The organism is Nocardiopsis sp. NPDC058631 (genome assembly GCF_042716955.1).
GTDB lineage: Bacteria > Actinomycetota > Actinomycetes > Streptosporangiales > Streptosporangiaceae > Nocardiopsis.
Genome location: NZ_JBHXQY010000005.1, coordinates 57,068 through 71,108 on the forward strand (window position 1 = coordinate 57,068; position 14,041 = coordinate 71,108).

General features: G+C 65.3%; 9 protein-coding genes and 2 pseudogenes. 6 read left to right on the plus strand and 5 right to left on the minus strand.

Features of this window, described 5'->3' with window-relative positions; genetic code table 11:
- The first annotated feature begins 1 nt into the window (after position 1).
- From brxD to ACFWTE_RS03615, 3 genes are all read left to right on the plus strand, one after another.
- On the plus strand, positions 2 to 1,327 hold the full coding sequence (gene brxD, locus ACFWTE_RS03605) for a BREX system ATP-binding protein BrxD (protein WP_378777643.1): 1,326 nt from the start codon (positions 2 to 4) through the stop codon (positions 1,325 to 1,327).
- Positions 1,324 to 3,489 (plus strand): DEAD/DEAH box helicase, encoded by a 2,166-nt coding sequence (locus tag ACFWTE_RS03610; protein WP_378777645.1) that lies wholly within the window; start codon positions 1,324 to 1,326, stop codon positions 3,487 to 3,489. Before brxD ends, ACFWTE_RS03610 begins: the two co-directional genes overlap by 4 nt.
- Positions 3,490 to 4,066: 577 nt before the next feature.
- Complete coding sequence (locus ACFWTE_RS03615) at positions 4,067 to 5,293, plus strand: IS701 family transposase (RefSeq protein ID WP_378777737.1); 1,227 nt, start codon at positions 4,067 to 4,069, stop codon at positions 5,291 to 5,293.
- On the opposite strand, the gene ACFWTE_RS03620 is transcribed toward ACFWTE_RS03615, so the two are convergent.
- The 3 genes from ACFWTE_RS03620 to ACFWTE_RS03630 form a co-directional block, all read right to left on the minus strand.
- The gene (locus tag ACFWTE_RS03620; protein ID WP_378777648.1) at positions 5,288 to 5,647 is read right to left on the minus strand and encodes a hypothetical protein; all 360 of its coding nucleotides are present in this window, start codon (positions 5,645 to 5,647) and stop codon (positions 5,288 to 5,290) included. The two genes, ACFWTE_RS03615 and ACFWTE_RS03620, sit on opposite strands and share 6 nt — an antisense overlap.
- Positions 5,648 to 6,136: 489 nt before the next feature.
- A complete protein-coding gene (locus ACFWTE_RS03625) occupies positions 6,137 to 7,300 on the minus strand; it encodes a hypothetical protein (RefSeq protein WP_378777650.1) in 1,164 nt (387 codons plus the stop codon).
- Positions 7,301 to 7,341: 41 nt separating this feature from the next.
- Positions 7,342 to 8,277 carry a DNA-methyltransferase gene (locus ACFWTE_RS03630; protein WP_378777652.1) on the minus strand — a complete coding sequence of 312 codons (936 nt, stop codon included), beginning with the start codon at positions 8,275 to 8,277 and terminating at the stop codon, positions 7,342 to 7,344.
- Positions 8,278 to 8,527: 250 nt separating this feature from the next.
- On the opposite strand from ACFWTE_RS03630, the pseudogene ACFWTE_RS03635 reads away from it, so the two are divergent.
- Positions 8,528 to 9,237, plus strand: a pseudogene (locus ACFWTE_RS03635) (IS5 family transposase); the annotation flags it as partial.
- A gap of 68 nt (positions 9,238 to 9,305) precedes the next feature.
- On the opposite strand, the gene ACFWTE_RS03640 reads toward ACFWTE_RS03635, so the two are convergent.
- Both ACFWTE_RS03640 and ACFWTE_RS03645 read right to left on the minus strand, forming a co-directional pair.
- Positions 9,306 to 10,550, minus strand: coding sequence for an McrC family protein (locus tag ACFWTE_RS03640; RefSeq protein ID WP_378777654.1), 1,245 nt, complete (start codon positions 10,548 to 10,550; stop codon positions 9,306 to 9,308).
- A complete protein-coding gene (locus ACFWTE_RS03645) occupies positions 10,547 to 12,631 on the minus strand; it encodes an AAA family ATPase (protein ID WP_378777656.1) in 2,085 nt (694 codons plus the stop codon). Before ACFWTE_RS03645 ends, ACFWTE_RS03640 begins: the two co-directional genes overlap by 4 nt.
- 251 nt (positions 12,632 to 12,882) lie before the next feature.
- On the opposite strand from ACFWTE_RS03645, the gene ACFWTE_RS03650 reads away from it, so the two are divergent.
- Positions 12,883 to 13,275 carry a hypothetical protein gene (locus ACFWTE_RS03650; protein ID WP_378777658.1) on the plus strand — a complete coding sequence of 131 codons (393 nt, stop codon included), beginning with the start codon at positions 12,883 to 12,885 and terminating at the stop codon, positions 13,273 to 13,275.
- Positions 13,272 to 13,805 (plus strand): annotated as a pseudogene (locus ACFWTE_RS03655) (caspase domain-containing protein); the annotation flags it as partial. The gene ACFWTE_RS03650 and the pseudogene ACFWTE_RS03655, both read left to right, overlap by 4 nt.
- Positions 13,806 to 14,041: the final 236 nt, after the last annotated feature.

A 14,041-nucleotide genomic window follows, 5' to 3' on the forward strand; every position in this document is an offset into this window, starting at 1 on the left:
CGTGAACACCGTCAGCCCGGTACGCCGTGAAGAGGTCGTCGGCGCCCTGCGGCGCGGCACCGTGCCCCACAGCGGACTCGACCTGTTCGCCGTGGGGTTGGAGCGCTTCGAATCCGTCCTCGACAAGGAACTGGGGACCGTCACCGCAGGGGGCGCCGGTTTCAAGGCGGTGCGCGGCGAGTACGGCTCCGGCAAGACCTTCTTCGTCCGCTGGCTGGGCGAGCGGGCCAAACGCGCCAACTTCGCCGTCACCGAGATCCAGATCTCCGAGACCGAGACACCGCTGCACCGGCTGGAGACCGTCTACCGGCGCCTCACCGAACGCCTGACCACCGCCACCCAGCCGCCCAGCGCCCTGCGCGAGATCGTGGACAACTGGGTCTACGCCCTGGAGGAGGACGTCCAGGCCGACGGCGAGGTGGACGGAGACGACGAGGAGGCACTCAACGCCGCCGTCCTGGCTCTGCTGGAGCGTCGCCTGTCCGAGGTCGCCACCGCCAACCCCGGGTTCGCCGCCGCGCTGCGCGGCTACCACCGGGCCCAGGCCGAGGGCGAGCACGCCATCGCCGAGGCCCTCATCGCGTGGCTGGGCGGGCAGCCCAACGTCGCCTCGGCCGCCAAGCGGTACGCGGGCATCAAGGGCGACCTGGACCACTTCGGCGCCCTGGCCGCGCTCAAGGGCCTGCTCGTGCTGCTGCGCGACTGTGGACACCCCGGGATGCTCGTGGTCCTGGACGAGCTGGAGACCCTCCAGCGCGCCCGCACCGACACCCGGGAGAAGGGCCTCAACGCGCTGCGCCAGCTCCTGGACGAGATCGCCAACAACCAGTTCCCCGGGCTGTACCTGGTGATCACCGGGACCCCGGCCTTCTTCGACGGACCCCAGGGCGTCCAGCGACTGGCGCCGCTCGCCCAGCGCCTGGCCACGGACTTCCTCCCCGACCCGCGCCACGACAACCTGCGCGCCGCCCAGGTCCGCCTCACCGGGTTCGACCTGGACAAACTCCACGACCTGGGGGTGGCGGTGCGTGAGCTGTACGCCGAGGGCGCCGACGACGCGCAGCGCGTGCGCAGCCGGGTTGACGACTCCTACCTGCTCGGATTCGCCGAGGCCGTCGCGGGCGAACTGGGCGGCAAGGTCGGGGTCGCGCCCCGCCTGTACCTGCGCAAGCTCGTGGACGTCCTGGACCGGGTCGACCAGAACGCCGACTTCGACCCCCGCCGCCACTACGACCTCGTGGTCAAGGACAAGGAGCTGACCGAGGTCGAACGCGGTGCGCACGCACAGCGGGCCGCCAGCGCCGACGAGGTGGAACTGGAGCTGTGAGCGACACCCCGCAGGCTCCGGCCGGGGCGGGTGCGGGCAGCCTGGACCTGATCCACCCCACACTGGCCCACCACGTCGTCAACACCCTGGGCTGGCCGGGGCTGCGCCCCCTGCAACGCGAAGCGCTGGCCCCGCTCATCGACGGCGACGACGCGATCCTGCTCGCCCCCACCGCCGGAGGCAAGACCGAGGCCGCACTGTTCCCGCTCCTCACCACGATGGCCGGGCGCACGGGGGAGGGGCTCTCGCTGCTGTACGTGTGCCCCATCAAGGCCCTGCTCAACAACCTGCTGCCGCGCGTGCAGGCCTACGCCGGGTGGATGGGGCGCAGCGCCGAACTCTGGCACGGGGACGTCACCACGGCCGGACGCCAGCGCATCCTGCGGCAGCGGCCCGACATCTTGCTCACCACCCCCGAGTCCCTCGAATCGATGCTGGTGAGCACCAAGGTCGACCACCGGGCGTTCTTCCGGAACCTGCACGGCATCGTCGTGGACGAGGTACACGCCTTCGCCGGGGACGACCGGGGCTGGCACCTGCTCGCCGTCCTCGAACGGCTGAGCCGGGTGGCCGGCCGCCCCGTCCAGCGGGTGGGGCTGTCCGCGACCGTCGGCAACCCCGACGACCTGCTCTCCTGGCTGCAGGGTTCGCTGGCGGGCAAGAGGCCCGGACGGGTGATCGCCCCCGGGGTGCGCCTGCCCGAGCCCGGCGAACGCGCCCCGGAGGAGCCGCCGCCGGGCGACGTCGAACTCGACTACGTGGGTTCGCTGACCAACGCGGCCAAGGTCGTCGCGTCCCTGCACCGGGGCGAGAAACGCCTGGTCTTCTGCGACTCCCGCAAGTACGTGGAGGAACTCGGACACGCCCTGCGCGAGCTGGGGGTGACCACCTTCCTCTCCCACGCCTCGCTGTCCCTGGACGAACGCCGCCGCGCCGAAGCGGCCTTCGGGGAGGCCCGCGACTGCGTCATCGTCGCCACGAGCACCCTGGAGCTGGGCATCGACGTCGGCGACCTGGACCGGGTCATCCAGATCAACGCCCCCGGCACCGTCGCCTCCTTCCTGCAGCGCGTCGGCCGCACCGGGCGGCGCCAGGGCACCCAGCGCAACTGCCTGTTCCTGGCCGTGGACAAACCGGGGCTGCTCGACGCCGCCGGGCTGCTGCACCTGTGGGGGCACCACTGGGTGGAGCCCGTGGTGCCCACCCCCGAGCCCCGGCACATCGTCGCCCAGCAGCTGCTCGCCCTGTGCCTTCAAGAACCCGAGGTCGCCCGCGAACTGTGGCCCGAGTGGTGGGGCGAGCTCGAACCCTTCCACCAGGGCGCACCCATCGCCGCCCACCTGATCCGCGAGGGGTTCATCGACCTGGACGGCGGGCTGATGATGATCGGCCCCGAGGCGGAGAAGCGCTTCGGCCACCGGCACTTCATGGAACTGACCAGTGTGTTCACGGCTCCCCCGCAGTTCACCGCACTGAACGGGCGTACCGAGATCGGACGCATCGATCCCGCGCTGCTCGCCGCCGACGAGGAACGGACCGGCCCGCGCCGCCTGCTGCTGGCCGGGCGCACCTGGGCGGTCACGTGGGTGGACTGGCGCAGGCAGCGGTGCTTCGTGGAACCGGTCGAGGGCGGTGGGGGCAAGGCCAAATGGGACTCCGGCGGTCACCTGGGCTCCTACTTCCACCTCATGCGGGCCGTTCGTGAGGTGCTGTTGGGGGCCGACCCCCGGGTGCGGCTCACCCGGAGAGCGGTCAACGCCCTGGCCGAGGCCAGGCAGGACCACCTCGACCTGGTCCATCCCGGCGGATCGGTGATCGTGCGCGCCACCAACGGGGACCTGAGGTGGTGGACCTGGGCGGGCGCACGGGCCAACCTCACCCTCGCCGCCACCCTGGGGAGCGCTGCCGACCCCAAACAGCACCCCAACGACGCCTGCCTGCGGCTCAACGCCGACCTGGACCCGCGCACCTGGGCGGCGGCGAAGCAGGCGGCCCAGGAACGCATCACCCTCCCCGAGGTGGGGGTTCGCGCGCTGGACGGACTCAAGTTCAACGCGGCCCTGCCCCAACACCTGGCCGAGCGCACCCTGTCCGCGAGACTGGCCGACGTGGACGGGGCGAGAGCCCTGCTGGAGGGCCTCACCCGCTTCGTCCACATGTGACCGAGACCGCTTATTCGTTGTCGGTCTCCTCGACAGGCTCGCCTTCGATCGTGTGAAGCCTCCCCGGTCCTGGGTGCTTGATCGATCTGATGCCCGGACTGCTATAGGAGAGCCAGGTGGGTTCCTGGAGAGGGGTGAAGTTCTCCGGCAAGTTTGTGTCGAGCACGAAAACCTGGAAGGTCGCTTCTTGTTGTACTGCCATACCCTGGATATGTCGGTACATCTTCGTGCTGAGCTCCTGGAGCGGGCCCAGCGATTTCTGTGGGCTGTCCAGGATCAGAAAATCTGGGAAGGGGTATCGGGGGCTGGTCAATGCCTCCGACTGCAGAGCCAGCCAGTATCCCACGATGAACGGAACCCGGTACTACAGTCGCACTTCCGTTTCGCCCTGGACTGATGCGGTTTGGTCGAGTGTGACCGCTCTCGGAAGCACTGATCTGGCCGTTTCCCGGACACGACAACGGCCACCGCCTGATCATCAGTGGTTGTGAGAACACAGAATCCCGAGGCGGTGGCCGCAGCCACCAGCGTAGCGGCCCAGCGCTGGCCCCACCTGCTGAACGAACTCACCCACACGATCATCGACCCCCACCTGGCCCGACCCGAGACCCGCACCACCACCCACCAAGTCATCCGCTCCCTGCTCACCCCGCTCACGGCCAAGAACTGCTGGACCCTGGCCCAACAGGCCGGACACCCCACCCCCTACCGGATCCAGCACCTGCTCGCCCGAGCCAGCCTCGACGAGAACGCCCTGGCCAGCGCACTGCGCGGCTACGTCATCGGCCACCTGGGCACCGACGACGTGGTCCTGGTCGTCGACGAGACCGGCGACCTGAAGAAGGGAACCCGCACAGTCGGGGTGGGACGCCAGTACACAGGCGTGACGGGGCAGGTGGAGAACTGCCAGGTGGCCGTCTATCTCGTCTACACCGTGCCCGACTCCCACGCATTGATCGACCACCGCCTCTACCTGCCCTCCTCCTGGACCGAGGACGAGGACCGGCTCGCGGCGGCGGGGGTTCCCGGCGACGTCTCCTTCGCCACCAAGCCGGAGCTGGCCAGGCAGATGATCGCCACCGCCCTGCAGCACACACCGAAGGCGTGGGTGGCCGGCGACGAGGTCTACGGGCGCAACCCCGGCCTGCGCCACTTCCTGGAGAAACGCGGGGTCGGATACGTGATGGAGATGGCCGCCACCGACCGCCTCGCCACCCCGCGCGGGCCCGTCACGGTCAAGGAGCTGGCCGTCCTGGTCCCGGATGCGGCCTGGCAGAAGCGTTCGGCCGGGACCGGGTCCAAGGGCGAGCGGTTCTACGACTGGGCGCTCATCGACGACCGCTCCGATGAGCGCGGGGTGTGGTGGGTGCTGATGCGCCGCAACCGCACCACCGCCGAGCTGGCGTTCTTCCACTGCTACGCCCGTCAGGCGGTGCCTCTGGGACGTTTGGTGGCGGTGGCCGGACGCCGGTGGCGGGTGGAGGAGTCCTTCCAGCAGGGGAAAGGCCTGGCCGGGCTGGACGACCACCAGGTGAGGACATGGACGTCCTGGCACCGGTGGGGCCTGCTGGTGATGGTGGCCTACGCCTTCGTGGCTGTCTGCCGCCTACGGGAGCTGCGCCATCATCCGCCTGGACCGGGGCTGGTGGCGTTGACCTGCAACGAGATCGTCCGTCTGCTGCACGAGCTGTTCAGGGCCGAGCACAGCCGGGATTACGTGTTGGGCTGGTCGGTGTTCAGACGCGCACACCAGGCGCGGGCTCGACAGCTCCACTATCGGAGACAGGCGGCCCTGGAATCATGACAAAACGGAAGTCCAACTGTAGTACCGGTTGCCTCCACTGATGCTGACGGCGTCGAACTTCTTACCGTCGATGTAGGGAAGGAAATCCTTGGAGGAGATGAAGGACTCTCGCACGTTGGGCGCGGAAAAATCCTCCAGGAGCAGGTCGTTGTAGAAATCCGACAGGTCGTCAAATAGCGTTCTGGATGTCGAGTCGAGGTGCTGCCGGTACAGACGGAGTTCGCCGTTCGCATTCGCCAACTCACCATCGGCTTTTTCACAGGCGGTGACGAAGCTCCCCGCGTGGTCGGCCGTGGAGATCAGAGCGTTGATCCGCTTGACCTCCGCATCGGCTCCCGCTAGTTGCTCCGCCACTCGGGCGAGTTCCTCCGAACCGGGGAAACCCAGGCGCGACGTGAGGAGTTCCAGTTTCGCTTCGTGCTGTACCAGTGCCTGGAGCCCTCATTGATCAATCACGGGCATCCTCCACATGAATGTGCTCATCGTCACGGGCGACATTATCAAAGACTTGCGTCACGAAATAGGGGTAGCGCACCAAAAAGTCGAGTTTGGCCAACTGGCCTAGTCCATCGACGTGTGCGGCACTATCGGGACTTCGGCTGCCAAGTTGACCAGCAGATGAACTCGCAACTTGTGGTTATTCCGATCCCACAGGAAGTAGGTCCGATTTCTGGCTGGGAAATCGATGCGCAACCTGGGCCAATTCATGGAGGCCGACATTCGCTGTTGGAATCAGGAGCAGGTGGAACGCCGATTTTTGTCCATTCGTGTGGAAACAGGAGGGCCGAGGATATCCTCGGCCCTCCTGTTTCCACACTGCCATCTGATTGAAAAATTGGGGAGCTAGAATAGGCCAGGGTTGTTGTATTTATTCTTGCGTCGACTTTCAGGCCAGAATCTTCCTATCCTTTTTCTGGCATTTTTCGTCACGGAGGAGATGGATCCATCTCCTCCCAGTGCCCTTTTTGGTGATTCTTGCAGAGCTAGTCTCGTGAGAATTTCTGCATCGGTCTTAATGGTTCTCCACAGCTTTATCCCACCCTTTGTGATCTCCTCCTCTTTGTCTCCGGACTTTTCTAGAGTGAACACAAATATCCAAGAGTTTCCCTTCGGGGGAGGTGGAGGTCCTTCTGAGTTGCTGTCGGCAAGAAAGTACGTTCCATCGAGATTTTGATGCAGTCTAGGGTTTGCGAGATGACGAGCCCAGCTATTCCATACAGAGTAAGGAACGGCAAATCCACCGCCGACCCACTGATCGTGGCCAGCTAGTTGGAACTTGTAAGCCATCTGGTAGAAGGTCCTTTTGAAGACATTGGAAAGATTTGGTCCTTCTATTTTCTTTGAAAGGATTTCTTTTCCGGCTGCACCCTGAAGCTTCTTGTGAAATTCAGAGGCATTGGTTTTAATTTCTTCTTCAAGGAGCTCGACAGCGTGTTTGTATGAACCGTGGAAGTCCATGGTTTGGAGCTCTAGGATGCCAAATCTTCCGAGGGACAACTCTGGCTCTATGCTTGTTAGCTCTACAAGAGTCCAATCGAAGGAGAACTCTGGCGAGAATGGAGTTTTTGAGATTCCAATCTCACCGCCAAGTTTTTCTTGGAAATAGACAAGTACGTTGTCGCCACTTTTGATTGCCTGGCTTATTTGTTCTCGAATCCCTGGGCTGCTGAGCTTTGGGGCGGCTATAAAGTGCAGAGTAGCTTCTTCGGGGTACCTGAAAAGGCGTCGAGCAGCCTGTTCCATGAAATTCGGGTCAAGAGCTCTACTCGGGCATACAAGCCAGTCGTGGCGCTCAGTGTCTACCACAGTACTTACCGTGCATACCCCGCGAGCCTCCTCGCGCTTCGTGCAAGTCTTTTGCTCGCCTGTGGCGAGGCTGAGGAAGGGGCAGTGTTTCTGCTCCTGCGCGCTGAGGGCAGAGTGCCCGGATGCAACCTTTGGGTACACTCTGTATCCGTAGTACTCTGCAATGTAGTTGCCAGTCTCTTTGCTGCTATCTTCTCGCATAACGGTTCATCATGCCAGATCAGGCGTGTTCTGTTAAGAGGTTAGAACAAGTAAGAGCTTTGGTTGCAAGAGTCTGCCCTTTTCTTGGCTGCTTCTGTGAAATGCTCGGTGACTTCAAATCCGATGCTATTCCTCCCATTTTGCTTGGATACGGTTAGCGATCGTCCTGTACCGCAAAATGGGTCAAGAACAAGCCCTCCGGGGGGGCAAGAGCTCAGTATCCTTGGCTTGATCAGAGCCTCGGGAAACGTTGCCGAATGCCCATCGGAACCGGATTTGACATTCGTAGTGACTACGTCGCGCGAACCGGACTCAGTTTCTTCGACATCATAGTAGTACTTCGGGCGTCCTTCTGTTGGCTTTTTTACGAAGTGAAAAAAATGCTCATGTGAAAGGCGAAGCCGATCTTTTTCTGGGCGAGGAGGGACATTGGGTTTGTTCCAAATCACGTCATTTCGCAAAATCCACTTTGCCTCTTGCATTGCGATAGCAAATCGTGCTGGAATGAGAAGAAGTTGTTTTTCTTGCCTGTATCCACCCATGGGGGTTTTGCGGCGCATTCGCGGGTTGTCTCCCATGCCCTGCCTGCCGTTCATGCGAATGCTGGACCAGCGGGCAAAGTAAGTGTCGCCTAGGTTGACCCAGATATTTCCTCCGGGCTTTAGGGATGGTCGGAGTCGGTCGAAAATCTCAACAAGATGGTGGATGAACCATTCCGGAATTGGCTCCATTCCGAGAATTCCACCATGCTCCTTGTACCATTCATATGAAGGGGTTTCGTGGGGTTCGGGGTTGCTATTTTTCCACTCTGCGAGGATTTCTTCGTTGTGTTCCATTCCATACGTCCGAAGGCCCCAATATGGGGGAGATGTTATTATGAGGTCTACGGAATTTTCTTGGAGTTTTTCTGCAAGGTCGTATGCATCTCCCTGCCATACGTCAATCGTTGAAATAATTTCGGGAGCTATCTCAGTCATGTCTGAAGCATACCGGGCTGTGCCGACCGTTGAGCTTGGTCCACAGGCCGAACCATGTGCAACGCAGGTTCTTTGGGATGCTCTCGCGGGTGTGGAAGTCTGCGATGTAGCGCGAGACACTCTGGCGGTGGGACCCCGTGCGGGCGTAGGTTGCGGATGAACGGTCTCGTTGGGTCTGTCTTGCGACAGCTCGGAGCTCATCTCATATGGATTCGTGGTAGTCTTACCCGTTTTCGATGGTTGAGCTCTTGGTGCTGGACGGCTCAGGCGCGTCGACCACGAGGTCTTGGCTGTCATCATCTTTGTGGTCATGACCGGCTGCATCTGGGCTCAGTTCCTGCCAGTGCTCGGTCCCTCCGCTCCCGCCGTGGCACCGGCGGCGCTTCACCGAGTGCAACTGGGCTCGGGTCTGGGCCAAGCTGCGCTGCCTGCTCCTAAGTGGACTCAGGTTCCGAGGTGAGCTGGACTGGTCACGCTGTGCGATCGACTCGGCGAACATGCGTGCCAGAAAAGCGGGCCGACAGGGTCGAATCCTGTCGATCGGGGCAAGAAGGATGCACAGATCCACCTGGTCACCGAACACAAGGGGGTACCACCCTCAGTGGCCCTCTCCGGTGCGAACCTGCACGATAGCTAGGCCCTGCAATCCCTGGTGCATGATATGCCGTCCATCTGTTCCCGGCGTAGACCTCGGCAACGCAAGCCAACCACGCTGCACGGAGACAAGGGTTGTGCCCACGATCACCTGCGCCGATGTATCAGAAAACGTGGGAGCGTCCGTCGCTTTGCACGTAAAAGCGTGGAGTCCTCCTGGCGACTGGGGCGATGTTTGTGTCAGATTGGCGTGTTTATGGCCTGGCTGGTCGGCTGTCGATGTCTGCGTTGCCATTATGAGTGCAAGGCCACGCACTTCCTTGCCTTCGCAGTATTTCTTGCACGTTGATCTGTCATCGCCGACTCCCAAACGAGCTAAGCTTTTATGTTGGACTCTGCCGGTCCTGTGGCTCTGTGATGGAGTCTGTGAGCTTTCAGAAACTTCCGATGATCGGAAGGGCCGTGGTTCTTGGCTTGGTCGGGTGCACAGCCTCCGCAACGGCATCGACCTGGGCAAGAAGTACCCCCGGCTCGGTGTCGAGGTCCAGGACGTGCTGGTGCACGGTGATCCCCGGGTCGCCGTGCAGGCGGTGTCGGCTGCCGGTGACCCCCGAGCCGGCCGCGTACACGAGGTGGCCCTCGCGGAGACCGAGGCGGGTGCAGTAGGCCAGCATCTGGTAGAGGTCCCCCGTGTGGCTGCCCGCCTCCCGACTGCGTTTGTACTTGGCGTCGACCACGCCGGCGGGCGCCCCGGCCCCCGGGGGTTCGTAGACCAGGTCGGGCCGGAGCTGGGCGGTCCCCGCGTGGTCCAGATGGAAACGGCGGTCCTGGAGCAGGCAACGGCCCCCCGCGGCACCCAGGGACTCGGCGAGCGCGCGGGTCACGAAATCCTCGAACACCTGCCACATCCGCAGGACGAGACCGTCAGCCCGGAGGGCGTGGTCCTCGCCGAACTCGTAGGAGTGCGAGTTCAGGACGAGCTCGGCCAGCCTGAGCGGGTTCTGGAGCCGGGTGTTCAGACGACTGGGCTGCCAGACGGGCAGCTGGCGGCCCGGGGGCAGCGCGCTCACCCCGTCCAGGCGTACGGCGACCCGGCGGAGGAGGGCACGTGTGCCGGGCGAGGTGCCGGGTGCGCGCATCAGTCTGCGTGCGGCGGCGAGCAGGATCCGGTTCTCGGCGATGTCCGCGGTGTGGTCGTCGTAGCGGACCTCCGCAGGAAGGAGCCCGCCGTACCTGCGTCGGATCTGCTCGGCGGTGCGCAGACGACCGCGGATCACCGGCGCCGACTCCTCCACGGTGCGGTAGCCCATGAGAACGCCCTGGCCCAGGGCCCGCTCGCACATGCGGGCGAAGGCGTGCGCGACGGCGGGGACGAGGTCGTCGTGTTGTTGCACGTCCACCGCCTCCCGGTGCCAGGTCATGCCTGTCTGGGCGTAGCCGAGAAGGAAGAACAGGCGCTGGACCGCGAGTTTGGGGGTGATGACCAGCTCGATCGACTCCCCGCCGGCGCTCAGCCGCACGGACCCGACCATCTCCCGGTCCGCGTTGACCCGCCAGAGACCGTCGGGTTCCGGTGCCACCGTGACAAGCCCGGAGGCGGCGAGCAGAGCGGCCTGCGGCGCGGAGAGACACACCCTCCGCCGGGGCCTGTGCTCGGTCAGGCGCAGGACGTCCGTCATGGGTTCTCGGTCAGGCCCAGGGCCTTGCGGAGGGAGGCGAGCCCGTACCTGGCCTCGACGTCGGTGCCGTCGCCGTAGTGGTGCTCCTCCAACAGGGGGAGGACCTGGTGGCGCCACACACGGTCCAGGCCCCTGTCGGTGTGCGCCGAGGGCCGCATGAGGTACGAGGGGCCGATCCGGAAGTCGCGGTCGTCGATCCGGCTGTTGAGCTCGTCCAGCAGGAGCGCCGCGGTCTCGGGTAGTTCGTGGTGGCGCAGCCACTGCCGCAGGACCGACGCGACCGGTTCCGCGCTCGGGTGCAGCTCGGCGAACCAGAAGCGGCGGCGCATCGCCGTGTCGACCAGGGCGATCGAGCGGTCCGCGGTGTTCATCGTGGCGATGATCAACAGGTTCCGGGGCAGGTCGAAACCGGGGTCGGCCTCGGATCCGTACAGCAGCCTCACCGACCGGTTCCGGTACTCCAGCAGGTAGTAGAGCTCCCCGAAGACCTTGGCCAGGTGGCCTCGGTTGATCTCGTCGATGATGAGGACGAACGGTTCCCCGGGGTGTTTGCGTGCGGCGTTGGCCAGGCTGCGCAGGGGGCCGTGGGTGAGGGTGAATCCGGAGGGGCGCTCGGAGTCCCCGGGGTGGGGACGGTAGCCCTCGAAGAAGTCCTCGTAGGAGTAGGACGGGTGGAACTGCACGAGTTGGACGTTTTCGGGGCGGTCACCGGTGAGGTGGCGGGCCAGCTCCTGGGCGAGGTACGTCTTGCCGGTCCCGGGGGGACCGTAGAGGACCAGTTGGGGTTTCTCGCGCAGCAGGTCCACGCACTCCGACAGCCATTCCCGGTCCACGAACACGCTCTTGGCGAACTCCTCGGTGGGCTCGGGCAGCTCCGCCTCCCGCAGGAGGGCGGGCCGCTCGCGATGGCCATCGATCAGCTGTTCCAGCTCGCGGCGGAACCCGGTGAGTTCGAGTAGCTCGGTGTTGGGCGTGCCGATCCTGCCCGCCAGCTCGTTCGACAGGTCCCCCCTCAGGTCGAGAGGGGTATCCGGGGTGTGCCACGACACCGGACGAATCAGCTGGCCCGGGTCCGAGGGGCCGCCGAAGCGGAGTTCGTCGTCGGTGACCGTCCCGAGGTGAACCTCGCGACCGACGTTGGTGAGGACGATGTCCCCGCTCCGCATCCTGGAGACGAAACTGTGAAGTGCGAAGACGAGTCGCTCGCGCTCTTCGGCCGACCGGTGCTGGTGGAGGTTGGCGACGGTGTCGCGGACGACGGCCTCGCCCACGCCCGAGCGCAGGATGTCGGCTCCGTTCGCCGTCAGGGAGCACTCTCCCCGCTCCACCCAGGACGCGTGGACGGAGCCGTCCTCACCGAGGTCCGTGCCGCGGATCAGCCATGCGCGTGCGGGGAGCGGGGCCCGGTCGGGAGCTGCGTCATCGGTGGAGATCTGTTCGGTGAGCTCGGCACGGGAAACACGGTGGCTGGCGAGGGTCCAGCCACCGGGGCCGAGGATGCCGTCGGTGTCCAGCAGTGCGTTCGCCGAGGCCTGTTCCGCTTCGGTGAAGTGAGCGCACTCCGGTGCCCGGCCTTCCTCGTCCAGGACGCGGTGCCAGCCCTCTGCGCGTGTCGCTGACAGGTGTTGCATCAGTGTTGTGGGGTCCAGTCCGGTCACCTCGGCAAGGTCCTTCAGACTGACCCAGCGCCCCTCGGGCAGGGACTGGAGGACGTCATAGGCCAGGTCGTAGCTGCCCTTGGCACGCTTCCACTCGTGGTAGCGGAGCTTGATGAGGGGCTTGAGGTCCTCATGCGCATCGAGGTTGGACAGTGTGTGGCGTCCAGCCCCTGTCAGTTCCCAGGTTCCGTCCCCGTCCTTGCGCATCCACCCGGCCTTGACCGCCTCCGCAGCGATCCAGCCCAAGTGGGTGAACAGGCTCGTCTTCCCTGAAGTGCTTTTCTCCCAGGCCTCTTCCAGTCCGGAGCTCGCGCCGAGGATGAGGTTCCAGACGGTGTTCTTGTGCAGACCTTCGGGGTGCTTGTCCAGCGTCGCGAAGAGCGTGTGCGTGATCCTGGCGCTGAGTTCGCTACGGGATGCCAAGGAGGGGACCTTCCAGGGGGAGGGGCAGGGCTGCGGGGATGACGAGCGTACAAGCGTCTTCGCGCCACCCGGCGCCATCTGCCCACCGCAGAGCCTCCCCGGTCCGTTATGGCCGGAAGCGGCCAGGGGACCGAAGTCCCGGTCGCGGCAGGGCGTCGGCTGGTAGAACGTGTGGCGGAGTGGCAGCGGGCCGTGACCGGGCGGTCCTTTCCGGGGGACGGGAGCGTGCGCGGGTGCGGCAGAGTGCGTTGGTGGCCAGGGTCGGCTTCGAGGACGACGTCACGGAGGAGGAGGCGGATCAGCACACCCGTGACCTGGTACTCCTCCTGGAGGACCTGGACGTCGACGAGGTCCGGGCGGTGGAGGGAGAGGCCGTCTCCGGGACCAGGTCGGCGGACCCCGCGACCGTGGCCGGCGCCGTGCTGGTCACCGGGATCCTCCTCAAACCGGTGCTCACCGCGGTCGTCTCGCTCGTGGGGACCTGGCTGGAACAGAGTGGTCAGCGGTCGGTGACGGTGGAGGTCGAGGGGGCCAAGGTCACCGTGCGGGGGCGTGTGGCGCCCGGTGAGGTGGAGGGCTACGTCCGGGCCCTGCGCGACGGCGGTTCCGGCCCCGGCATCGCATCCGGGAAGGGCGACGCGTGAGGCGTACCGCGATCCTTCTCGGAGTCAACCGCTACGACGATCTCGACGACCTGCGTTCGCCGCACGAGGACGTCGGTGCGATCGAACGGGTCCTGAAGGACAACGGCCACTACGACCGGATCGAGACGCTCCTCGACCCCACACGCGACGACGCCATGGAGGCACTGGAGGCGGCCCTGTCGGAGGGCATGCCCGACGACCTCCTCCTCGTCTCCTTCTCCGGGCACGGGCTCAAGGACAAGAGGGGCAGGCTGCACCTGGCCCTGCGGGACACCCGCCGCAAGCGGCTGGAGACCACCGCGCTGTCCGCCGAGGTCCTCAAACGCCTGTTGGAGGACTCCCGCATGCGCCGCAAGGCGCTGCTGCTCGACTGCTGCCACGGCGGTGCCTTCGCCGACGGGTTCGCGACCCGCTCCGCCGGTGAGGAGGCGGAACCGCTCGACCTCGAACGGCAGCTCAGCGACGGCGCGGGCACCTACGTCATCGCCGCCTCCGGTGCGCTGGAACTGGCCAGGGAGGGAGACAACGCGCACGGCGCGCGGCCCTCGCCCTTCAGCGCGGCGGTCGTGCGGGGCCTCGGCGGGGCCGCTCCCGACTCCAACGGTGACGGGTGGATCGACGCGGTCGACCTCTACCAGTACGCGCACAGGGAGGTGGACCAGGTGGACGGCCAGCGCGTCACGGTGTCCACTCTCGGGGTGCGGGGGTCGCTGGTCCTGGCCCGGCACACGGGTTCGGCCACCGCGGCCGACCTGCCGGGCGGCTC

Excerpts from the sequence above, each read along its gene's own strand:
- ACFWTE_RS03625 (WP_378777650.1), bottom strand. The coding sequence starts at position 7,300 with ATGCGAGAAGATAGCAGCAAAGAGACTGGCAACTACATTGCAGAGTAC.
- ACFWTE_RS03640 (WP_378777654.1), bottom strand. The coding sequence starts at position 10,550 with ATGACGGACGTCCTGCGCCTGACCGAGCACAGGCCCCGGCGGAGGGTG.
- ACFWTE_RS03630 (WP_378777652.1), bottom strand. The coding sequence starts at position 8,277 with ATGACTGAGATAGCTCCCGAAATTATTTCAACGATTGACGTATGGCAG.